Source organism: Henriciella aquimarina, from assembly GCF_002088975.1.
GTDB classification, from domain to species: domain Bacteria; phylum Pseudomonadota; class Alphaproteobacteria; order Caulobacterales; family Hyphomonadaceae; genus Henriciella; species Henriciella aquimarina.
Window position 1 is genome coordinate 17,570 of sequence record NZ_NCST01000030.1, and the last position, 21,592, is coordinate 39,161.

21 protein-coding genes and 2 pseudogenes are annotated in these 21,592 nt (G+C 59.3%); 15 read left to right on the forward strand and 8 right to left on the reverse strand.

The features are described from left to right. The first annotated feature begins 145 nt into the window (after nucleotides 1-145). From B8784_RS04610 to B8784_RS04670, 13 genes and pseudogenes are all read left to right on the forward strand, one after another. Nucleotides 146-673 (forward strand): EF-hand domain-containing protein, encoded by a 528-nt coding sequence (locus B8784_RS04610; protein WP_158085572.1) that lies wholly within the window; start codon nucleotides 146-148, stop codon nucleotides 671-673. Between the two features lie 521 nt (nucleotides 674-1,194). Continuing rightward, nucleotides 1,195-1,380 (forward strand): annotated as a pseudogene (locus B8784_RS22140) (ion channel); the annotation flags it as partial. A 78-nt stretch (nucleotides 1,381-1,458) separates the two neighbouring features. Beyond that, complete coding sequence (locus B8784_RS04620; protein ID WP_084396446.1) at nucleotides 1,459-2,013, forward strand: DUF305 domain-containing protein; 555 nt, start codon at nucleotides 1,459-1,461, stop codon at nucleotides 2,011-2,013. A 54-nt stretch (nucleotides 2,014-2,067) separates the two neighbouring features. Then, nucleotides 2,068-3,423, forward strand: a complete 1,356-nt coding sequence (locus B8784_RS04625; protein WP_084396447.1) for an MBL fold metallo-hydrolase — start codon at nucleotides 2,068-2,070, stop codon at nucleotides 3,421-3,423. A gap of 106 nt (nucleotides 3,424-3,529) precedes the next feature. Beyond that, the gene (locus B8784_RS04630; RefSeq protein WP_034798806.1) at nucleotides 3,530-3,805 is read left to right on the forward strand and encodes a metal-sensitive transcriptional regulator; all 276 of its coding nucleotides are present in this window, start codon (nucleotides 3,530-3,532) and stop codon (nucleotides 3,803-3,805) included. Between the two features lie 53 nt (nucleotides 3,806-3,858). Further along, nucleotides 3,859-4,278 carry a hypothetical protein gene (locus B8784_RS04635; RefSeq protein ID WP_084396448.1) on the forward strand — a complete coding sequence of 140 codons (420 nt, stop codon included), beginning with the start codon at nucleotides 3,859-3,861 and terminating at the stop codon, nucleotides 4,276-4,278. A 72-nt stretch (nucleotides 4,279-4,350) separates the two neighbouring features. Next, a complete protein-coding gene (locus tag B8784_RS04640) occupies nucleotides 4,351-5,565 on the forward strand; it encodes a TolC family protein (RefSeq protein ID WP_169712607.1) in 1,215 nt (404 codons plus the stop codon). Further along, nucleotides 5,562-7,424, forward strand: a complete 1,863-nt coding sequence (locus B8784_RS04645; protein WP_169712608.1) for an efflux RND transporter periplasmic adaptor subunit — start codon at nucleotides 5,562-5,564, stop codon at nucleotides 7,422-7,424. The genes B8784_RS04640 and B8784_RS04645 overlap by 4 nt, the downstream gene beginning before the upstream one ends. Further along, nucleotides 7,417-10,632 carry an efflux RND transporter permease subunit gene (locus B8784_RS04650; RefSeq protein ID WP_084396451.1) on the forward strand — a complete coding sequence of 1,072 codons (3,216 nt, stop codon included), beginning with the start codon at nucleotides 7,417-7,419 and terminating at the stop codon, nucleotides 10,630-10,632. Before B8784_RS04645 ends, B8784_RS04650 begins: the two co-directional genes overlap by 8 nt. After that, entirely contained in the window at nucleotides 10,629-10,844 is a 216-nt protein-coding gene (locus tag B8784_RS04655) for a hypothetical protein (RefSeq protein WP_084396452.1), read from the forward strand. The genes B8784_RS04650 and B8784_RS04655 overlap by 4 nt, the downstream gene beginning before the upstream one ends. Before the next feature lie 94 nt (nucleotides 10,845-10,938). Then, nucleotides 10,939-11,439 carry a copper-binding protein gene (locus B8784_RS04660; RefSeq protein ID WP_084396453.1) on the forward strand — a complete coding sequence of 167 codons (501 nt, stop codon included), beginning with the start codon at nucleotides 10,939-10,941 and terminating at the stop codon, nucleotides 11,437-11,439. A gap of 100 nt (nucleotides 11,440-11,539) precedes the next feature. Next, complete coding sequence (locus B8784_RS04665) at nucleotides 11,540-11,983, forward strand: copper-binding protein (protein WP_233349712.1); 444 nt, start codon at nucleotides 11,540-11,542, stop codon at nucleotides 11,981-11,983. A 49-nt stretch (nucleotides 11,984-12,032) separates the two neighbouring features. Further along, nucleotides 12,033-12,788 (forward strand): class I SAM-dependent methyltransferase, encoded by a 756-nt coding sequence (locus B8784_RS04670; RefSeq protein ID WP_158085573.1) that lies wholly within the window; start codon nucleotides 12,033-12,035, stop codon nucleotides 12,786-12,788. 60 nt (nucleotides 12,789-12,848) lie between these two features. Here B8784_RS04670 and merA read toward each other — a convergent pair whose 3' ends face one another. The 4 genes from merA to B8784_RS04690 are packed head-to-tail and all read right to left on the reverse strand — an operon-like array spanning nucleotide 12,849 to nucleotide 15,447. Then, nucleotides 12,849-14,300, reverse strand: a complete 1,452-nt coding sequence (gene merA / locus B8784_RS04675) for a mercury(II) reductase (RefSeq protein WP_084396456.1) — start codon at nucleotides 14,298-14,300, stop codon at nucleotides 12,849-12,851. Next, nucleotides 14,257-14,691, reverse strand: coding sequence for an FAD-dependent oxidoreductase (locus tag B8784_RS21845; RefSeq protein ID WP_084333201.1), 435 nt, complete (start codon nucleotides 14,689-14,691; stop codon nucleotides 14,257-14,259). Before B8784_RS21845 ends, merA begins: the two co-directional genes overlap by 44 nt. A 43-nt stretch (nucleotides 14,692-14,734) precedes the next feature. Continuing rightward, nucleotides 14,735-15,058, reverse strand: coding sequence for a heavy-metal-associated domain-containing protein (locus B8784_RS04685; protein ID WP_084396457.1), 324 nt, complete (start codon nucleotides 15,056-15,058; stop codon nucleotides 14,735-14,737). A gap of 14 nt (nucleotides 15,059-15,072) precedes the next feature. Continuing rightward, nucleotides 15,073-15,447 (reverse strand): mercuric transporter MerT family protein, encoded by a 375-nt coding sequence (locus B8784_RS04690; RefSeq protein ID WP_084396458.1) that lies wholly within the window; start codon nucleotides 15,445-15,447, stop codon nucleotides 15,073-15,075. A gap of 80 nt (nucleotides 15,448-15,527) precedes the next feature. On the opposite strand from B8784_RS04690, the gene B8784_RS04695 reads away from it, so the two are divergent. Together B8784_RS04695 and B8784_RS22145 are read left to right on the forward strand one after the other, a co-directional pair. Next, nucleotides 15,528-15,944, forward strand: coding sequence for a MerR family transcriptional regulator (locus B8784_RS04695; protein WP_084396459.1), 417 nt, complete (start codon nucleotides 15,528-15,530; stop codon nucleotides 15,942-15,944). Between the two features lie 227 nt (nucleotides 15,945-16,171). After that, nucleotides 16,172-16,527, forward strand: a pseudogene (locus tag B8784_RS22145) (DUF3147 family protein). Nucleotides 16,528-16,733: 206 nt separating this feature from the next. Here the strand turns inward: B8784_RS22145 and B8784_RS04705 are convergent. The 4 genes from B8784_RS04705 to B8784_RS04720 all read right to left on the reverse strand — a co-directional run. After that, nucleotides 16,734-17,666 (reverse strand): cation diffusion facilitator family transporter, encoded by a 933-nt coding sequence (locus B8784_RS04705; protein ID WP_084396460.1) that lies wholly within the window; start codon nucleotides 17,664-17,666, stop codon nucleotides 16,734-16,736. After that, nucleotides 17,650-17,898 carry a hypothetical protein gene (locus B8784_RS04710; RefSeq protein ID WP_084396461.1) on the reverse strand — a complete coding sequence of 83 codons (249 nt, stop codon included), beginning with the start codon at nucleotides 17,896-17,898 and terminating at the stop codon, nucleotides 17,650-17,652. Before B8784_RS04710 ends, B8784_RS04705 begins: the two co-directional genes overlap by 17 nt. Further along, nucleotides 17,882-20,995 (reverse strand): efflux RND transporter permease subunit, encoded by a 3,114-nt coding sequence (locus tag B8784_RS04715; RefSeq protein ID WP_084396462.1) that lies wholly within the window; start codon nucleotides 20,993-20,995, stop codon nucleotides 17,882-17,884. The genes B8784_RS04710 and B8784_RS04715 overlap by 17 nt, the downstream gene beginning before the upstream one ends. A 12-nt stretch (nucleotides 20,996-21,007) precedes the next feature. After that, nucleotides 21,008-21,592 (reverse strand): efflux RND transporter periplasmic adaptor subunit (locus B8784_RS04720; RefSeq protein ID WP_143435292.1); only part of this gene is annotated, 585 nt, incomplete at its 5' end.

Consider the following 21,592-nt stretch of genomic DNA (forward strand, 5'->3'; position numbering starts at 1 on the left):
CTGCAAAGAGGGCGCGCAGTTTGACCGGTCCCAACGGTCTTTTTGATAGAAATCAAACCGGCAGGGTCGCCATGCTTTATCAAACAAACCGGCTTTGGAAAAAAACGCCTGACCGTGTCACGGTCAGGCCTTCATGGAGTGTGTCATGAAACACAAAGCTACACGTCTTATCTCAACCTTGCTCACCACTTCGTTACTCCTGACGAGCATTGCCGCAGCTGAAACCCCAAACCCTCAGCTGGAAAAAGAACCAGCGGCACACATGACAGAGCGCGACGGCGTTCGACTGCACCTTGGCCTACGCAGCAGGATGCAAGAACACGATCTTGACGGTGACAGTCTACTCAGCCGCGCAGAGTTTGATGCCTGGCACAGCGCGAATTTCGCGCTGATGGATGCCAATGGCGACGGTCTGACGCTTGAGGATTTTCAAGGCGCGCAGCTCGGACCAGGCCCCTATGGCGCCGGCCATCATGCGCGCCGGGCGAAAATGCGTGAGCAGGCCGACCTGCGCAAGAAAGCACGTTTCCGACTCATGGACAGCGACGGCGACGGTGTTGTGACCCTCAGCGAGCATGACGCATTCACCGAGCACGTCTTTCTGGAAGCAGACGCCGATGATGATGGGTATCTCACTTTTCAGGAGCTCCAGCAGCACAATCGCGGCATGTAAGGCATACCAATCGGTTAAGTCCTACTGACCTCGGCGACAGTATTGCCGAGGTCAGCAACCCGTTTTCAGAGCAACGCCGCTATTGAGCCCGTTTTAGCTACTCGCCTTAACACCGAATGAAGCAAGCTTAACATCGCACTAAAATCCGCAATACGCATACGCGGCCGCCAGTTCGTCCCCCTAGTGCATGATCTACATCCCGATGTTTCTTTGCATGAGTCGCATCCATTTTGCAAAAAGTCTGACAAATCAATCCACGACCCACGCGCGAACGGATGAGCGGTTAGGTTGTGCTTTTATCTTCACGCCGCCCTTCAAAACCTGTCAGTATCGTCAATTTACTTGCCACGTGTATTTCTGAGCTTAAAAGCGAGCGCTGATGAAAACGCTGGCCAGACGCTCAGTTCGGCTTGAGGAAGATAAACGGCGCTGGCTCATCCAACGCCCAAGGATATTCGTCATCACCGGCGATATCGTCCCAATATAATTCGCCGGTTTCGCAGCCTTGATGAACTGGGAAATCCCTCGTCAACTACGCATCGCTTGGGCTGGGCGATATCTATCCAACCGGACATTCACGGTTCCTGGCCGGACTGGAAACACTCAATGGTTTCCTGCTGATTTCGTGCTCGGCATCATTCATTTTCCTCCTGATGCGAAACCAAATGGATGGTCCAATTACAGGCGGAATTCAAAAATCGGATTAACTCGGAACCTGTTCACACACTTCTCCGTTAGTCGTGGAAATACCCCACCACTGTATAAGGAGGATGTTGAAAGTGGATATGAAGAACAGTTATTGGCGGTTTGGCGCAATGATCATCACATCGATGATCGTGATGTTTGGACTGATGTACCTCAACACCTATGCGTGGGAGCATGTTCGCTGGAGCGAGACACGCTTCTACATGGCTTTCATCATGGGCGCCGCGATGGCCGTCGTGATGCTGAGCTTCATGCTCAACATGTACAAGGACAGCCGGATCAACTTTGGCATTTTCATTGGCGCTGCGGTCGTGTTCGTCCTGGCCCTCTGGCTGGTGCGCAGCCAGAGCACCGTCGACGACCGGTCCTACATGAAAGCGATGATCCCTCACCACTCCATTGCCATCATGACAAGTGAACGCGCCGGCATCGAGGATGTCCGTGTGCGCGAGCTTGCCGACGAGATCATCACGGCGCAGCGCCGCGAGATCAAGGAAATGGAATGGCTGATTTCCGACATCGCGGAGAATGGCCCGGCATCGACGGAAAGCGAGGCGGCCAGCCGCCCGGTTCCCCCCTTTGAAGGCACGCTCAATCCAGACGACGCTGCCGGGGCAGCCATCGCGGAGGACTAACGCGCCTTCCACGTCCAGTCAGACCCATTCGATCCCGAAAAGGAGCGAAACAGAATGAGACTCGAAAAGATCAAGACACAGGGCCTTGCCCACCTTTCCTACTTCCTGAGCGCCGATGGCGAAGCTGCGGTCATCGATCCGCGGCGTGATATCGGCATCTATCTGGACCTCGCCCGTGAGGAAGGCGCGGTCATCAAGCACGTCTTCGAAACCCACCGGAACGAGGACCTGCTCTCAGGCGCCCCTGTCCTGAAGGAAGAGACCGGCGCAAAGGTCTGGCACGGGCCGAACCCTGAAAAGCCGATCCAGTATGCAGCCGAGACGCGGGAAGGCGACACGTTCGAGATTGGCGGCGCGCTCCTGAAGGTGCTCGAAACGCCCGGGCACACCGACGACAGCCTGTCCTACGTGCTTTATGACAAGAGCTTCGAGGAAGGCCCGGTTGGCGTGTTCACGGGCGATGCCCTGTTCATTGGCGATGTAGGGCGCACGGACTTCTATCCCGACCGCAAACGCGAAGTCGCCGGCCTGCTCTATGACAGCCTGGAGAAATTGATGGGGCTCGGCGACCAGTGCCTCGTCTATCCCGCGCATGGCGCCGGTTCGGTCTGCGGCTCCGGCATGGCCGACCGGGAGTTCTCCTCCCTCGGTCACGAGAAGCTCAACAATCCACGCCTGCAGATCGGCGACCGGGAAGCTTTCATCGACGCCAAGGTGTCCGAGAACCACTACATACCGCCCTATTTCCGGCGCATGGAAGAGGGCAATATGGAAGGCACCGAAGCCGCGCCGCCGGCGCCGCGGCCCGCCTCCCCGGCCAGGTTGCTCGATCCGGGTGATGCGGTCTGCCTCGATGTTCGCGGCATTTTCGACTTTGCCGGCGGACACCGCACGGGCTCGCTCTGCATCCCGGATGACATGCTTGCCGCCTTCGCGGGCTGGTTGCTGCCAGGCGACAAACCGGTGCTGCTGGTAGCGCGCGATGACGACCAGGCGGTCGATGCGGCCACGACGCTTCAGCGGATCGGCTTCGACAATGTGAGCGGATTTGTCAGCGGGGCCATGCCCGTGGCGGTCCAGAACGGCCCGCTCGACACACTCGACTTCGTCGATACCGAAACCGTCGCCGCGCGCGTGGACAATCCGCCCGCTGGCTGGACCCTGCTCGATGTCCGGGCCATCGACGAATATGAGAGCGGCCATATCAAGGACAGCAAGCACGCTTATGTCGGCAAGCTGCCTGACGCGGCCAGTGACCTCGACCCGGACAAGCCCGTCACCGTCATGTGCGGAAGCGGCGCCCGGGCCACCATTGCCGCCTCGCAGCTCATGCGGAAGGGCTTCTCGAACGTCGATGTCTATATCGGCTCGATGAAGGCGTGGAGCGCAGCGGGAAATGCCATTGAGTGATGACTGTCAGTCCATCTTGGGCTGAACCTTTCGTTCCTGACGCATAAAGAGACTGGAAATTGCTTCACGAGGTCCCCATATAGATACCCTGTATGGGGTATTTGCCATGAAGACTGAAACCAAAGAGGCCGCGACCCGGAGGCTTGCCCGCATCGAGGGACAAGTGCGCGGCATCACGAAGATGGTGTCCGACGATCGGTATTGTATTGATGTCATTCGTCAGGTGCAGGCTGTGAAGGCCGCGCTTGTCGGCCTCGAGGCCGTTATCCTGGATGACCATATCGCAACGTGTGTGGATCATGCCCTGACCGGAAGCAATGTCGATGACCGGCGTGAAAAGGTCGAGGAACTTGTTGCTGTGCTTGGTGGCCGCAAGAAGTAGCGGCCTCACAGTTTGTTGAAATGAAAGTTTTAATCTTTTCACGTATTTGAACAATGATGCAGTTTGTGACCCGCCTCCTGACACTGTTTGCCGCTGCCTTCATGGCGGCTCATCCGGTCATGGCGTGTCCATTGATGGTCGGGACCTCCGAAACCGCGCCGACTGAAATGAGCAGCAATCACCCCTGTCATGACATGGCGATGGAAGCCATGGCCGACACCGGGCATACAGATCAGGCATCATCGTCTGATTGCCCCGCGGGATACGACTGTGCACCCATGCTTATCCAGGCGCACAGTGACGCCAATCCAGTTGCACCTGTTGCGAATGTGGACCCAGAATTTGCTGCGGTTCTCGCTAACCCACCAAAGGCATTCCTGCCAGAGCGCGAAACACTAAAGACCGGGCCTCCACCTCGGCTGGATATCGTCCAGCACACGCCAATATCGCTAAAGCAGCGCTTCCTGAATTGAGAGCGATGACCTGCGGCCGCCACAGCAGCCCGTCGTCATCGCTTCTCACAATTCAGAAGAGCCCGTTTTATCATGCCCCACATTTCAAGAATGCTGCTGGTCGCAGCGTTTGCCGCTGTGCCCCTGGCGGCGGTTGCCAACGCTCAGAGCTTTGCCGAGCTTGAAGCCCGTCTCGAGGCCCATCCAAGCCTCTCCGCTCTCGGTTACGATGCCGAGGCCGACCGGGAGCGTGCTGTCGCCTCAACCGCACTCCCGGACCCCGTCGTATCCCTCGGGATCAACAACTTTCCGATTTTCGATCCCTCGTTCGACAGTTACTTGCCGACCAATAAAGCCGTTGGTATCCGGCAACAATTTCCGAGCTTCGCGGGCCGTGAAGCCCGCGCCGGTGAAGCCCGGGCGATGTCAGCACAGACCGAGGCGGTTCGCGATGCCCGTTATGCGGCCTTGCGCGCCGAACTCATCGCTCTTCTCGCTGACAAGACTAGACTGACCAGGCAGAGATCCCTCGCCGAAGCGCGAAACGCCAAATATGACGAGCTTGTCGACATTGTCGAGGCCGAGATCGATGCGGGCCGCCCGGCCGTTTACCGCCTTGCCGAAATTGAAAGCGAACGGGCAGAAGTTTCCCGGACGCTTGTTGATCTCGATCGGCAGGAAGCCGAGACCGATGCGCGCCTGATCGAACTCGTCGGACTGGTCCCTTCAACCGGCCTCCCTCCCCTGACTGAAAGAGACTGGTCCGGCGCAGCGCTTGAGTTCCACACCGTACGCATTGCCGACGCGGCCGTCCGCGTTACCGATTACGGTATCGACGTGGCCCGCGCGGCCTGGAAGCCAGAATGGGGCGCCCAGCTCACTTATCAACAGCGCGATGAAGGCGCGATGTTCGCGGGGGATGACTGGGTCTCCGGTATGGTGACTTTTACGGTTCCGCTCTGGGCCGAAAGGAAGCAGGCGCCGAACTTGCGCGCCGCAAAGGCTGAGCGGGCCGGCGCCGAGCAACGCTACCAGGCTGCCGCACGGAATGCGGCGGCCCAGTATGCGTCCCGGGACGCCATTATACGCGCGGCCGATGCCAGTATCGACGTGCTGCAGGTCAAGATTGCTGCCGTCGAAGACGAAGTCGAGGCCCAGCTGATTGCTTATGAATCCGGTGTTGGCGGTTATGCGCCGATCATCGACGGCGAGATCGCCATTCTCAAACTCCGGGCGGAAATCGAAGCTGAAACGGCCCGCAAGGCCGCTGCGATCGCACGCCTGAATGCCCTCCTGGTGACACAATGAAAAAGACATTCCTGATAATGGGCACCGCATCTGCCGCCCTCTTGCTCGCCGCATGCGGCGCACCGGGCGGATCACCGGGCGGCCAGGGTGAAAAACCGAACGCCTCGAGCGAGACGCAACGATACACCTGCCCCATGCACCCGCACTATATTTCGACCGATCCGGACGGCACCTGCCCGATCTGTGGCATGGACCTGGTGCCTGCCGACAAGACCCAGGAACCGACGAGCTCAACAGGGGAAATCCTGTACTACAAGCATCCCATGGGTAAGCCGGACACCTCGCCTGTTCCGAAAAAGGATTCCATGGGCATGGATTACATCCCGGTTTATGCCGATGACACCGGATCGGGCGTGGCCGTCTCGCCGGAAATGATCCAGACCATGGGGATCCGGACATCACCTGCCGAGACCAGGGATTTCAGCCGTGTACTGAGAGCCTTCGGCACGGTCGAGACCAATGAACGGCTCGAAAATGTTACCGTCTCGCGGCTAGAAGGCTGGATTGAGAATCTGGCGGTCAATGCCGAGGGCGACACCGTCCGCCCCGGCAGTCTCCTCTACCGGATCTACAGTCCGGACCTGATCGCCGCGCAGAAGGATTATCTGAACTCGTTCAGGATCGGCAACGAAGCGCGCATCGCGTCGGTTCGCCAGCGCCTGCGCTCCCTTGGCATGCAGAATGCGGCCATCGACCGGCTGACCGAAACCCGCCAGGTCATTGAACGTGTTCCGGTTTACGCAGAAGCCGGCGGCACGGTTGCCGAGCTCCAGGTCCGCAATGGCGACTATGTCAAACCCGGCACGCCCATATTACGCCTGCAATCCTATGCCGATGTCTGGGTCATTGCCTCGGTGCCGGAGAGCGATTTGCCTCTGGTGGAGACAGGCATGCCGGCCGAACTCGATTTTCCGAGCGCGCCCGATGCCCCCGGCAAAGGCCAGGTCGACTATATCTATCCGACAATCGACCCGAAAACCCGTACAGCCGACGTCCGGATCGAAGTGGACAATGCATCGGGATATCTTCGCCCGGGCGCCTATGCGGACATACGGGTGAATATCGGCGGCCGACCGCGTCTTTCGGTTCCAAGTGAAGCCATTCTGCTTGGTAGCGAGGGCGCCCGTGTCGTCATTGCCGAAGGCAATGGCCGCTTCTCCGGACGCGCCGTGCAAACCGGGATTTCGGCCAATGGCCGGACCGAAATCCTGTCGGGTCTGGAAAGTGGCGACATGGTCGTCGCCAGCGGGCAGTTCCTGCTCGATAGCGAAGCCAACCTGAAAGAAGGTCTTGCCAAGCTGGAAGCTCCAGATGCGAGTGCGGCCAGTCCGGAAACACCGCTCTCCGATATACCGGTGGACAGTAAAACCCTCGCCGAAATCGATCATTTCACTGACATGGCGCTCTATTTCCACGAGGCCCTGACAGACGGGTATGACATCGATCCCCTATTCGTGGACCCGGCCCTCGCCCTGGCGCCTGTGCTGCGGGACCGTTACGCGAACACGAAGCTGGCACCGGTCATGGAGGCTGCTCAAACCGCTCTCGCCGTCGCGCAGGACGCCACGGACCGCGAAGACCTTGCCACACAACTCTCAGACCTGGTCGAGGCCTTGAAACCCTGGCTGCTGGAAGGCGCACCTCAGCATTACAGCGAGGCTGGTCTGGTGCTCTACCGGGACACCGCAACGGGCCGGTACTGGCTGCAGGAAGAAGCGAAACCAGCCAATCCGTACAGCGCAGATGGAGCCGAACGGATTGACTGGCCCAACCCGATGGCCGGCATGTCGATGACGACCAATGACAGCGAGACTGGCGCTGACCAGGCCCCTGGGCATTCGGGGGACAGTCATGACTAAACGAAACGACAGAGACCTCGCGGGGCAAGACCCCTCCAAATCATGGGTGGCAATGCTGATCTCCTGGTCGGTTTCCAACCAGCTCATCGTCCTCATGCTCGCCGCTGCACTGGCTGTGACCGGGTGGATGGCGATCCAGCGCACGCCGCTCGATGCAGTGCCGGACCTGACAGATACCCAGGTCATCATTCGCACCGATTTTCCTGGCCAGAGCCCGCAGATTGTCGAGGACCTCGTCACCTATCCACTATCGACGAACCTTCTCGGTCTGCCGAAGACCAAGGACGTGCGCGGCTCCTCAATGTTCGGCACCAGTTTTGTGTATGTCATATTTGACGATGATGTTGACCTCTACTGGGCCCGCTCGCGCGTGCTCGAAGCCTTGTCCCGGCTGGGGTCCGAACTCCCGGAAGGCGCCGTACCGCAGATAGGACCGGATGCGACTGGCGTTGGGTGGGTCTATCAGTATGCCTTGGTCGACAAGACCGGCAAGACCGATCTCGCCGAGTTGCGTTCACTCCAGGACTGGTTCCTGAAACTTGAACTCGCCGGAGTGGAAGGGGTCTCTGAAGTCGCTTCGGTCGGCGGTTTTGTCCGGGAATACCAGGTGCTAATCGATCCCAATCGCCTGCGAAGTTACGACCTGTCGATCACCCGTATCCGTGACGCGGTCCGCGCAGCCTCAAGCGAGGTCGGTGGCCGTGTGCTTGAACAGGGCGAAACGGAATATGTCATCCGCTCATCAGGCTATGTCGATGAGAAGCTTGATCTCGAACAGGTCGTGGTCAAGGCAGAGGATGGCACCCCCGTCCAGCTGAGCCATGTCGCCCGGATTGTCGAAGGCCCGGCCCTCCGGCGCGGCATTGTCGAACTCAATGGCGAAGGCGAAACTGTGTCCGGCATCGTGGTGATGCGCGATGGCGAGAATGCGCTGTCGGTGATCGAACGTGTGAAGGAGAAACTTCATAGTCTCCAGCGCGGCCTGCCGGAAGGCGTCGAGATTGTCACTGTGTATGACCGCGCGCCTCTCATCGAGGGTTCGGTCGATTATCTGAAAGACAAGCTGATCGAGGAAGGCATCGCGGTCGCGCTCGTCATCCTGATCTTCCTCCTCCATGTACGGTCGTCTCTGGTTGCCATCATCACCTTACCTCTCGGTGTGCTCGGCGCGTTCCTGATCATGTCCTGGCAAGGTGTCACAGCGAACATCATGTCACTTGGCGGGATCGCCATCGCGATCGGTGCCATGGTCGACGCCTCGATTGTGCTTGTTGAGAATGCCAGCCGGAAACTGGCGGATCTGGGACCGAAACCCGATCCGAGCGTGCGCCGCCAGGCGCTGGTCGAGTCGGCTCAGGAAGTCGGCCCCGGCATATTCTTTTCACTCCTGATCATCACCGTCTCCTTCCTGCCGGTCTTTGCCCTGACCGGTCAGAGCTTCAGGCTCTTCAGCCCGCTCGCCTACACCAAGACCTATGCGATGGCCTTCGCGGCCATCCTGTCGGTGACACTTGTCCCGGTCCTGATGCTGCACTTGATGCGGGGGCGCTTTCGCCGCGAGGAAGCCAATCCCCTTAACGCCTTCTTCGTCTGGGCCTACAAACCGCTGCTCCATCTAGCCCTGAGGTTCAAATGGATCACGGTCGCCCTTGCGCTCGCGCTGACGGCCAGCGTCATCGTGCCGGTCCAGAGGATCGGCTCGGAATTCATGCCGGCCCTTTATGAAGGCGAGCTCCTCTACATGCCCACCACCCTGCCCGGCGTGTCATCCACCAAGATGCGGGAGATTCTTGGCCAGACAAACCGCGTCATCAAGACCGTGCCAGAAGTCGATCGTGTCTTCGGCAAGGCCGGGCGCGCCGATACTGCAACCGATCCAGCGCCACTCACCATGATCGAAACATGGATCAAGCTGAAACCGAAGGAGGATTGGCGGCCAGGTGTGACGGTCGAGGACATCACCGATGAGCTCGATGCCAAGCTGCAAATGCCCGGCCTCGTGAATTCATGGGGCTATCCGATCAAGATTCGCATGGACATGGTTTCAACAGGTGTGCGCACGCCCATTGGCATCAAGGTTACGGGCGATGATCTGACAGAGATTGAGACCATTGCCCGGGACATAGAAGCGGCCATTTCGGACGTACCCGGAACGCGCTCGGCCTTCGCCGACAGGGTCATGGGCGGCAAATATCTCGAGATCACGCCGGACAGGGGCGAACTCGCCCGGCGGAATATCGACATGGCAGCCTTCCAGTCCGTGATCCAAACCGCCTTGGGCGGCATGACGCTCTCCCAGTCTGTCGAGGGCCGGGAACGCTATGACATCATCCTGCGCTATGATCGGCCATTTCGTGAGAGCGCCACAGACCTGGAAGAGATACTCGTGCCCGCCCCGTCCGGCGCCCATATCCCTCTCAGCGAACTGGCGGACATTTCCTATACGGAAGGCCCGCCAATGATCCGATCAGAAAATGCCAGACTGACTGGCTGGGTTTTCGTCGACATCGCGGACCGGGATATGGGCAGCTATGTTGCAGACGCCAGACAGGTCATTGGCGACGCCGTCGACCTGCCTGCGGGTTATGCGGTGGAGTTCTCCGGCCAGTATGAACAGATGCAGGAAGCGAATGCGCGGCTTAGAATCGCCATTCCAGCTGCAATTGCACTGATCTTCCTGCTGCTGATGCTACATTTCGGCCGGCTCGACCGGACCCTGATCATCATGGCCAGCCTGCCTTTCGGTCTGGTCGGCGGAATGTGGGCCGTCTGGTTGGCAGGCTACAATCTGTCAGTAGCCGTCGCGGTCGGTTTCATCGCCCTGGGCGGCATCGCGGTCGAGACGGCCGTCGTGATGCTGCTCTATATCGACGCGGAAGTCCGCAAGGCGAACCCGTCTGACAGGAGCCAGCTTTTCGCAGCTGTCAGCAAGGGCGCGGCCATGCGCGTCAGGCCGAAGTTGATGACGGTCACGACCATTTTTGCAGGTCTTGCCCCGATCTTCCTGACCGACGGCCTCGGATCGGACGTCATGCGCCGGATTGCCCTGCCCATGCTTGGCGGCATGGCCTCAACCCTCATGCTCTCCCTGATCGTGATCCCGGCCATCTACCACATCCGGCTCGGGCTGCAGATTCCATCAGATTTACCCCGGGCCGAACCGGATAACCGGGCCGGCTCATTCACCCCCGAAGGAGAAAAACCATGACGAGACACCCGTTGAAAATTCCGCTTTTGATTCCACTGCTTCTGAGTGGCGCCATGCTGCCGGCGGCCGCGCAGGATCGCTCATCAGGCAGAATGATGATCGACGGCGGCATGATGGGTGGCGGCCTGTTCGGCACGGTGTTTATGCTGCTTGCTGTGCTCCTCCTCATCCTCGGGATCGCTGCCCTCATCAAATATCTGAGGTCGAAATAATAGTCCCGTATCCATCCACCCTATTCCCCCGTCCCGGCGCGCATCGGGGGCCTCTGTTGAAAGCCGCGCCAGACAATCAAAAAGGAAGAAAACGATGAAAACCCTCGTCAGAAAGACAGCAGTCACAGGCGCAATCCTCGGACTGGCCCTGATCGGTCCGGCGCTCGCCCAGGACGCCGGCATGAAAATGGACAGCATGAAAGACATGGACATGTCCGGCATGAGCTGCTGCGGCGACATGGCGCCCGGCTTTGGCGTCATTAACGGCGTCGATCTGGATGCCCGAACCGTCAATATTTCACACGATCCGATCAAGAAGATCGGCTGGGGTGAAATGACAATGGACTTCGAGGTCGGCGGAATGGTTGCGCTCGACAAATTCGAGAATGGCGACAACGTCCATTTCATGCTCAAGCAGGACGACAGCGACAATTATGATATCGCCATGATGATGCCGATCGGCGGCGATCCGGATGCTTTCAAGCAATCCATGATGTCGATGATGAAAGGCAAAGGCATGATGGACTGCAACATGGGCGGACAGGGATCCATGTCCGGCATGTCAGGCAAGGATCATGACGACACCGATCACTAGCCGGTCCTCTGTTTAAAGCAAAAAATTCGTAAATCAGGTTCCGGCCGCGTTCCGCGGCCGGAATGCCTGCGTCTCCCGATTAGTTCACCAGGAAATCCCAATGACTCAAAGAATTCTGATTACCGCCTTCTTGTTAGGTTCCGTTACCCTGACAGCCTGCAGTGACCCCGAAAGCCGAACGCCGCCAGCATCCGGCCCTGCGGAGCAGACCAGGCCTGAACCGTTCGAACAGGCAGATGAAGCTATGCCCGGCGATACTGGACGGGCCACGGGCAGGATCTCATCCCTTGATCGCGACGACGGCCGGGTCACCATCGACCATGGCCCTTTCGAAGGCATCGCCATGGGCGCGATGACCATGAGTTTCGCTTTAATGGGCGATGTTGAGCTGACTGACCTCTCTGAAGGCGATGACGTGATCTTCCAGGTCAAACGGGGCCGGGACGGTTCTCATCGCATCATGGAAATTTGTAGCATTCCCGCGAATGGCCCCGGCTGCCCGGATCTTGAAACGCTTCATCGGGACATCCCTCCAGGTCCGTAAGGCGGCATGCTCCGACACCGTTCTCTAACGCGTAACAGGAATGACGACAATGACAAGAACAAAAATAGCACAGACCCTGAAAGAGGATGGTTTGTCCGGCGTGGTCCGCCGCGTCCATGCCGGCCTGATTTTCAGATATCATGAGACATTCAACTCAAGGTTCGACACGATACATGCGATCGACACAAGAACCTCCGTCGCGCTCGAAACGCTTGATTTCGAGCATCAACACAAAGCGCACGCAATCGACTATGAACCGACCCCTATAAAGCTTGTCGAAGCCCTGCTTAAACCCAGTCGTGCGCGTGCCAGCTCGACGACGTTTCTGGATCTGGGCTGTGGCAAGGGACGCGTTCTGATCAAGGCGGCGGAGCTTGGATTCGATCGCCTGATCGGCGTGGAATTTGCTGGCGAAATCGCTGAAGCTGCCCGGTATAACCTCGGACAGGTTTTCAGATCATCTCCCGGGATTTCATGGACGATCATCAGTCAGGATGCGGCCACCTACAGTCCGCCCGAAAGTGACCTGATCGTTTTTCTGTATAATCCTTTCACCCAGCCCGTCATGGAAGGGGTCGTAAACTGGATAGAAGCCCATATTGATCGCGGCTATCGCGTCGAAATCATCTACTACAATTCACAGTGCCGATCCTTGTTTGATGACTGCAACCGGTTGAAAGTGACACCGTTTCCATGGCTCGTGAAACTCCAGCTGCGCTTCCTGAGCTGGCACGCCGCCGTGAAATATCTTTCCGTAGCAGGCGACAGGAATGAATCATATCGAGGAACGGAGCGACAAGTCTGATTGATCCGCCTCCCCGGAAACCCCAGGGCTGGCGAGGCCTTGTTGCGTTCAATGTCGATCTTAGCCTGCGCAGCACGAAAGTTTCGCCACGTCCTTGTCGAAGGTTTGCGCCGCCAGCTTTAGCCCTTCAACAGTTGTCAGGTATGGGAAGATCGTCTCGCCAAGCGCCTTGCTCGTCATGCCGAACTTCAACGCCATAGCCAGCGTCTGAATCGCATCAGACCCTTCGGGCGCCGCGATCTGTCCGCCCAGGAGGCGGTCGGTCTTCGCATCCGCGACCAGCTTGATGACGCCGCGGGTATCGCGGGCGGCGGCGGCGCGTGCCACGTGGTCCAGCGTCAGCACGCTGGTCTTGACGTCATGACCGGCTGCCTTCGCCTGCACCTCGGAAAGGCCGACGCCAGCGACCTGCGGATCGGTGAACACGACCCAGGGCATGGCAACATTGTCATAGCGCACAGCCTCAAGACCAAGCGCATTATTGACCGCCACCTTGGCCCCATAAGCGGCCATGTAGACGAACTGATCGCGATCGGTGACATCGCCCGCCGCCCAGACGCCCGGCCGTGTCGTGGCCATGTCGGCGCCGACCTTGATCGATCCGCGCGCATCGGTCTCAATGCCGAACTCGCGCAAGCCGAGGTCTTCGGAATTGGCCACCCGGCCTGTGGTCGCCACCAGCCGCTCTGCGGTTAGAGTTTCGGGCGTTCCACTCCGTTCGATTGTCAGCGTGACGCCGCCGTCACTCCGTCTCACCGATCGGTAGGACAGGCCGGTCTCGACCGCGACACCCTCAGCCTTCAACGCGTCGGTCAACGCCTTGGCCACTTCCGGTTCCACGCCGGGCAGAAGGCGCGAACGCGTGACCAGTGTAACCTTGACGCCCAGCCGCGACGCCATCTGCGCCAGTTCACAGCCAATATAGCCGCCGCCCAGGACCAGGATGCTTTCGGGCTGATCGGGCAGGCTGAGAAGGTCCCAGGAATCCAGCGCCTCCACGGTCTCGATCCCGTCAATTTCCGGCAAGAAAGGGCGCGAGCCGGTGGCGATCAGAACCTTCGGTGCAGCGATGATCCGCCCGCCGACCTCAATCCCACCTTCGATCAGGCGTGCGGCACCTTCCTCGATATAGGTGACATTCTCATAGGAAGGCAGCAGGTCGATGTATTTTTTCTGGCGCATCTCGTCGACCAGATCGGCCGTGCCCTTGACGACCGCCGACCAGTCCACGCTCTGCGCACAGGGTTCAATGCCCGGAAACCGTGCCGCCGCTGTACCAGCATGCACCGCTTCACCGGCCCGTATCATCGCCTTGGACGGCACGCAGCCGACATTGACGCAGGTGCCGCCGATGGTGCCATGCCCAACCATGGCCACGCGCCTGCCGGCCTCGGCCGCGCTAATCGAAGCCGAAAACCCGGCCGAGCCAGCACCTATGACGATGAGGTCATAGCTGTCGTCGCCGTTTTTATTGACGGAGCAGCAATCGCCTGTCTTTACGGTTTGATTCATTATTTCTTCCTTGGCTTGTGACCAGGCATGGCGACGCGGCCTCGATCAAGTATTCAAAATCACACCATCGACCCGATGTCGGAGGCGTGGCCGGGATCAGGTTGAGGCCGCTGTCGCCGCATTCGCCTGCGGCGAAGACCGCGGGATCGCTCGTACGCATCGATGTGTTCACCTGGATGCCCCGCCGAGTGCACTCGGCGCAGGCAGCTTCAAGGTTCAGCCTGTCCATTTTTGGTACCCGGCCGGGGCTGAGGCACATGCTCATTGATGCAAAACAAGAAGGTGTCGCAATGACGGTACCGGCCAGACCCGTTATCAGCAGTTTTCGGTCAGTCCATTTTGACATCAAAGTGAAAGCCTTGTGTGAAAATCTGACGATGTATGCGAACATCGACTGGCAGGTGCCTCATCAGGATATTCCAGATGCTGCGTGTTCAACCGTCCGTAACGCTTGCCGGGTATCCTACATCGGTTGAAGCCGCAGCGATCAGCTCAGGCGTTGTCGCCGCCGTATCGTAAACCACTTCTGCGGTCCTGGCCGCATAATCGATATCGACAGATTTAACGCCCTCGACACGCATCATCGCTTTCCTGACAGCAATCGGACATGTCGCGCAGGTCATGTTTTCGATGGTCAAACGGGCTGTCGCCTGTTCGACCTCCACCGAGGCATCCGGAGCATTCTGCGCGCTGGCGACTGCGAGCCCCCCCGCGAGTGCCAGACCTGCCAGTCCGGCGATCATCCATGTTCGTTTCATACTTGTCTCCCTGGCTAGTAAAATAACGGTGCCCATACATCGATGGTCAGGGCCGCCAGCACGACAAGCGCGCCGCTCCACAGGGCGACCTGCTTGATGACTGACGACTGCGGACGGGCGCAATAGCTACCATCCTCGCAGACACTGGTTTTTCGAAAATAGACATCCCGGAATCCAGCCGCGAGAAGTCCGATTGCGACCAGGAGAAAAAGGGGCTTGTAGGGTTCCAGTACCGTCAACTGGCCAATCCACGCTCCGGAAACACCAAGACTGATCAGCACAAGCGGCACGATGCAGCAGGATGATGCAAGGAATGCCCCCAGCATGCCACCGGCAACAAGCCACCTTGAGCGACGCTCATTTGCTGGGCTGTTTTCCGTATCTGCCATGACCAGCTGTTCCCATTGCTTTATTGATCATGATCACGTTACGCTCTGTAGTTGGCACAGACACAAGCGGGTAATTCATCATGGCCATCACATCGCCGCGAGCAGCACTCAAACGGGCTGAACTGGCCGGGCGGCTCGGCTGCAATCTTGAAACCATCCGTTATTATGAAAAGATCGGCCTTCTGCCCGAACCGGCCCGCACGGCCAGTGGCCACCGGCTGTATTCGAATGGGGACCAGGTACGGCTGCGTTTCATATTGCGGGCCCGCAGTCTCGGCTTCTCGGTGGAAGATGTACGCTCACTGCTTGGCATCAATGATGGCAGGCCGAGTTGCGCGGACGTCAAGGCGCTGGCAGAAGCACATCGCGGCGATATCCGCAAACGCATCGCCGATCTGAGACAAATGGATCGACGGCTCGGCGAGATCATGGCTGGTTGCACCGGCGCTGAAACACCTGATTGCGCACTCACCGACAACCTGTTCGAAGACCGCTGATAAAAAGGGTCGGTACCAAGAGCGTTGTCTTACCGGCGTCAGAAGCGGCTTGCCTCTTTATAGTCGTGTTCATGGCTCACGCCCGTGCCGGGTTCAGTTGATCCCACGCTCACGACACTCGATAAGCCAGAAGCAGGCCGTCACAATGAGCTTTCGCCTTCACCACCATTTGAGAAGCTGCCATTTTCGTAGGGTTGAGCTCGCGGAACCATGAGCCGGAGACAAAATTGTTCCACCTATTTATCAAGGCTGTAATTTCAGCCATCCTCATCGTCGCCATTTCCGAAATCGGCAAGCGCAGCCCAGGCTTTGCGGCACTTGTGGCTTCACTTCCTCTCGTCTCGGTCCTGGGCATGATCTGGCTGTGGCGCGACACTGAAGACACATCCCGGCTGGCGGCCATTCAGCTGCCACATTCTGGTATGTTCTTCCAAGCCTGCCGATGTTCCTTCTGATCCCATGGCTGCTCGGCCGCGGCATTCCCTTTTATGGCGCCTTGATCCTGGGAGCAGCTATAACAATTGTGCTCTACTTCACGATGATCCTGATACTGCCCAGGCTAGGAGTAGAGCTCGGCAACTAGTACATTCAGTCGCTCCCCTTAAGGTCCAAACCCGTCTGTCAGGCCTTGTATCAAGCCTCATAAATGGGACGAGCGCACAAATTCCACTGCTCCCTGACACGTCAGCGAGTCGTGAACCCGCTGGATTTCGTGTTTGGAAGGTTCGCCTTCCCACGCAACCCCGGCGAGACCCATCATATTCTGTCAGTGTCCCGGCAGATACAGGATTACGCCTTCCACTGAGAATTCGAATGCCCGTAAACACCGGCGTTTTCGTGGGCATGATCTTCGTGCTCGAACTCAAGACTCGAATGAGCAATTCCGAAGCGCTCATGCAGACGCTCCTTGATCGCGGCCTTGACGGTCTCGATTCGAGACCAGTTTTCGCCGGACAAAACCACATGACAGTCAAGCGCTGTCTCATGCTCCTGCATCTGCCAGAGATGCACATGATGGACATCCACGACATCATCAACACTTCGCATCGCCTCAATGACGGCACCGTTGTCAATGTCCGGCGGACTGCCCAGCATTAACATATGGATCGGTCCGCCGATTTCGCGGAACGACAGATAGAGAATGTATACCGCGATACCGATCGTCACGAGCGGATCGACCAGTCTCCAGTCATAGAGGAGGATCAGCGTGCCGCCCGCGACAACGGCAATCGATGCAAGTGCATCCGACAGATTGTGAAGAAAGAGTGCCCGGATATTCACACTCCCTTTCTGCATCGAATAGGTCAGGAGCGCTGTCAGCGTATCGATAACTAGCGCAACACCCCCGAGAATGATCACTGTCCATCCGCCGACGGCCGGCGGATCGATGATTCGCATGACACCCTCATAGACCAGATAGAGGCCGATAATGATCAAGGAGGTGTAGTTGATCAGGGCTGCAACGATCTCGATGCGGCCATACCCAAAGGTCATCCGTTCATCAGCCGGTCGCCGCGCAATCTTGCGCGCAGCGAACGCGATGACGAGCGACGCCATGTCAGAGAAGTTGTGCAGGGCATCGGCGATGAGCGCGAGGCTGCCGGAGAAAACCCCTCCGACAACCTGCCCAATAGTGAGTAGTGCGTTTGCCCAGATAGCAATGGACACCCGACGATCACCGCTCTCGGGATCAAGACCGTCATGATCATGTGCGTGGCTCATGATCGGCCTCCTCTTCCAGCACATTGCGCTTGCACTCGAGATAAGCCCGTCGCCGCGCGTCTAGCGCGTTTTTGACACGGCTCCTTGACGGTATCAGGCCGCATTCTTCCCGCACCTTGGCCGCCTGCTCACTTGAAAGGGACGCCATTGCGTTGCCGAGACTCCCACAGCCCGCCAGGGCTGCGAGAGAAACGGACATGACCGCGACGCGAAGTTCACGATGGATGAACATGTTCGGCCTCCAGCAAGGAATGGTGGGCTTCTGGTTTCGGGGCGAACCAGCGATGAAGGGCTGGCAGGACCAGAAGCGTCAACACGGTCGACGAGACGAGCCCGCCCATGACCACGGTCGCCAGCGGGCGCTGGACTTCTGCCCCGACGCCAGCCGCAAAGAGCAATGGCGCCAGCCCGAGTGCTGTCGTCAGCGCAGTCATCAGCACCGGACGCGCCCGTAAGCCTGCGGCCTCGACCGCGAGCGCATCGCGGTCCCGGCCTTCCCGGGCAAAATCGTCCATGAAACTGACAAGCACCATCCCATTGCCAAGCGCGATGCCGAACAGGGCAATGAAGCCGACCGTCGCGGGCACGGAGATGGGCAGACCGGCAATCCAGAGCGCCATCGCCCCGCCGGTCAATGCCAGCGGAATGTTGAGCAGGATCAGTATGGCCGACTTCATGCGCCCGAAGGTCAGAAGCAGGATCAGGAACACGATGCCGAGCGTGATCGGGATCACGACCGCAAAGCGCTCATTGGCCTCCTGCTGCAGCTCGAACTGCCCGCCCCATTCGACCCGGTAGCCGGCTGGAAGGTCGAGCTGGTCGGCGACGACCTCCTGCGCATCGGCGACATAACTGCCAATATCGCGCCCCCGCACATTGAGCTGCACGGTGATGAAACGCTCACCATTTTCGCGGGTGATCTGCCGGGGGCCAACGATTTCCCGGATATCGGCCACGCTTTCGAGCGGAATCCGCGCGCCGCTGGCCGATTCCAGAATGATCCGTCCAATGGCGTCCGGCGTATCCCGGTCCGCCTCGGCATAGCGGACGATGACGGGGAACTGGCGAACGCCTTCAAACACCGCCCCGGCCTCGGCCCCGCCGACACCGGAACGCAATGCATCCAGGGCGTCCTCGACACTCAGGCCGTAACGGCCGAGTGCCGGACGATCGAGCGAGACCACGAGCTGCGGTGCGCCGGTGATCTGGTCGGCCTGGACGTCGGTTGCCCCCGGCACGTCCTGGAGGATCGACTGCAGCGCCTGTGACCCCTCAAGCAGAACCTCCGTATCAGGCCCGAAAATCTTGACCGCCAGTTGCGCCTTCGTGCCGGTGAGAAGTTCATCGACCGACATCGCGATCGGCTGACCGACATTGACCCGGACACCGGGGAAGCTGCCGAGATTGTCGGATATGGAGGCGCGAAGGTCATCCGGAGTCATCCCCTCTCGCCAGTCACTTCGCGGTTTAAGTGCCACGAAGGCTTCGATGCTGTTGACGGGGTCGGCATGCGCACCAACTTCCCCGCGTCCGATACGGCTGACGATCGAGCTGATTTCCGGGAATGTCTCAAGCAGACGGTTCTCGATCCGGGTCGAGGTCTCCTTCGCTTCGGTGAGCGATATGGAAGGCGCCATGGTCACCCTTAGGAGGACGTCACCTTCTTCCAGCGCCGGTGTAAACTCCGAGCCGAGCCGGGTCGCTGACAGGCCCCCAACAAGAAGCAGGACGCCCGCGAGCCCGATGGCCGCAAGGCGTCGCCTGACAAAGAAGGCCGCCACCGGCTTGATGGTGCGGGTCAGGCGGCTGTCGCCCTGTTTTACATCACGCCTGGGCGGACGCATCAGACCGAGCGCCATGGCTGGCGCAATGAGCGCCGCATAGATCAGTGAGCCTGTCATTGCGAGCGCTGCCGATGCGGCCAGCGGCCGGAACGTCTTGCCCTCAGTGCCCTGCAGAGAAAACAGCGGCAGGAAGACGATAATAACCACCGCAACAGCGGCAATCAGCGGTGCGATCACTTCAGCGCTCGCACGCGCGACAGTGGTACGATTATCTTCGCCGCTACGCCGTTCACGAAAACCGCGATCGACGTTTTCAGCGATCACGATGGCCCCGTCCACCATCATGCCGATCGCGATCGCGACCCCGCCGAGCGTCATCAGATTGGCACCGATACCAAGGGCATTCATCGCGACGAAGGCAAAGCCGACAGAAAACGGAATGGACATCACCACGACCAGGCTCGGCCGCCAGCCCCCGAGGAACAGGAAGACGATGACGGCGACCAGGAGCGCGCCCTGCCAGAGCGCGGTCGTCACGGTCGCAGCCGCCTTTTTCACCAGCGTGCCCTGATCATAATACGGAACGGCTTTGACGCCATCCGGAAGCGACTGGTTGATCTCGTCGAAGCGCGCTTGCGCGTTCTCGATCACCTCAGACGTGTTTGTGCCATAAAGTTTCAGGACGAGACCGGCGACGGTCTCCCCTTCGCCATTGGCAGTTGCGAGCCCCTGCCGGACGCCGCCGCCGATGGCGACTTCACCGAGGTCGTTGACGCGGACGGTTCGTCCATCCACGGTCTTGACCGGCGTTTCACGCAGATCATCGAGGGAGCGAGCGAGCCCGACCCCGCGCACCGTGTACTGTTCGGCGCCAATTTCGATGAATTGCGCGCCGGCCGTCCGATTGGCGCTCTCCAGGGCGGCAATCACCTCGCCGACGCTGAGGTCATAGGACGTCAGTTGGTCTGGATCGAGCCGGACCTGATATTGCTTTTCAAAGCCGCCGAGCGACAGGACTTCGGTCACGCCTTCAACGGACTGGAGCGGATACTTGATCATCCAGTCAGCGATCTCGCGCAACTCGACAAGCGACCGCTCGCCGGTTTCATCGACGAGACGGTAGTACATGATAATGCCAAGGCCGGTCGAAATCGGTCCCATCTTCGGCGTGCCGAAGCCTTCGGGGATGGCCTCGCCCGCCTCGCCAAGACGTTCGCCGACAACCTGGCGCGCGAAATAGACGTCCGTGCCGTCCTCGAAATAGATATTGATGACGGACAGGCCGAAATTGGACGTCGAGCGGATCTCCTCAACCTTGGGCAGGCCGGACATGGCCGTTTCGATCGGATAGGTGACATAGCGCTCGACCTCTTCGGGTGACAGGCCTTCAGTCTCCGTGAAGACCTGGACCAGCGAGGGCGAGGGATCGGGAAAGGCATCGACGGGAAGGCTGCGAAAGGCAAACAGGCCGCCGATGGACAGGGCGAGTGCGGCAATGGCGGCAAGCAGCCGGCCACCCGCAAGGCGGTGCATCAAATTGATCATTTTGCGGGTCTCCTAGTGTGCGTGGCCGTCGCCGAAAGCGTCTTTTTCAAGCTGCGCTTTCAGGGTGAAGGCGCCCTCGGCAACGAATGCTTCGTCGGCCTCGAGCCCGGAAATGATCTCGGTATAGCTGCCTGCACTCTCTCCTGTCCGGACCTCGCGCGGTTCGAACCCGTCATCCGTCGGGACGAAGACCGACATCCTGTCTTCAACACTGACAATCGCATCGGAGGGAACGCGCACGACGGGGCGCCCCTCTCCCGTGTCGATCCGCGCCGTTACGAACTGACCGGGCTTCAGCCTGTGTTCGGCATTGTCGACAATGACCCGCGCGGTCGCGGTGCGGGATGCCTCATTGATGACAGGCAGGACATTTGAAATTGTCCCTTCGGCCAGGACGCGGCCATCTTCCTGCTGGAAGGTCACGGTCTGGCCTTCGCTGACCTTGCCGAGATCTTCCTTGTAGACGGCGATGTCGGCCCAGACGACGCTATCATCGATGATGACAAAGATGGGCGCGCCGCCAGCCGATACGGTTTCTCCAAGAGAAACGCTCCGCTGAATCACCTCTCCGGCAAGGGGAGCCGTCACATAGGCTTG